1 protein-coding gene is annotated in these 650 nt (G+C 64.5%); it reads right to left on the bottom strand.

The annotated features are described in order from the left end of the window. A partial coding sequence (nuoF, locus tag EN991_RS38720) for an NADH-quinone oxidoreductase subunit NuoF (protein ID WP_127370658.1) occupies positions 1-650 on the bottom strand: 650 nt, incomplete at both ends.

Genomic DNA, 650 nt, shown 5'->3' with positions numbered 1-650 from the left:
TCGATGCGCCGCTCCACTTCGCCGCGGAAATGCCGCATCAGGCCCTGGATCGGCCATGCCGCCGCGTCGCCCAGCGCGCAGATCGTATGGCCTTCGATCTGCTTGGTGACGTCGAGCAGCATATCGATCTCGCGCTTCTGCGCCTCGCCGCGCACCAGCCGTTCCATCACCCGCCACATCCAGCCGGTGCCTTCGCGGCATGGCGTGCACTGGCCGCAGCTCTCGTGCTTGTAGAAGTAGGAAAGCCGCGCGATCGCCTTCACGACATCGGTCGACTTGTCCATGACGATGACAGCCGCGGTTCCAAGGCCGGATTTGAGGTCGCGCAGCGCGTCGAAATCCATCGGCGCGTCGATGATCTGCTCGGCCGGCACCAGCGGCACCGAAGCGCCGCCCGGTATGACCGCCAAAAGATTGTCCCAGCCGCCGCGAATGCCGCCGCAATGCGTCTCGATCAGTTCGCGGAACGGGATCGACATCGCCTCTTCGACCGTGCACGGATTGTTGACATGGCCGGAGATGCAAAACAGCTTGGTGCCGACATTGTTGGGCCGGCCGAAGGACGAGAACCAGGCCGCACCGCGGCGCAGGATGGTCGGCGCAACCGCGATCGATTCGACATTGTTGACCGTGGTCGGGCAGCCATAGAG

Origin of the sequence: Mesorhizobium sp. M7A.F.Ca.US.005.03.2.1, assembly GCF_003997795.1 — a bacterium.
GTDB classification, from domain to species: Bacteria; Pseudomonadota; Alphaproteobacteria; order Rhizobiales; family Rhizobiaceae; genus Mesorhizobium; species Mesorhizobium ciceri.
Note: the sequence above shows the minus strand (reverse complement) of the source record. Positions and strands in the feature narration are given on the sequence as shown.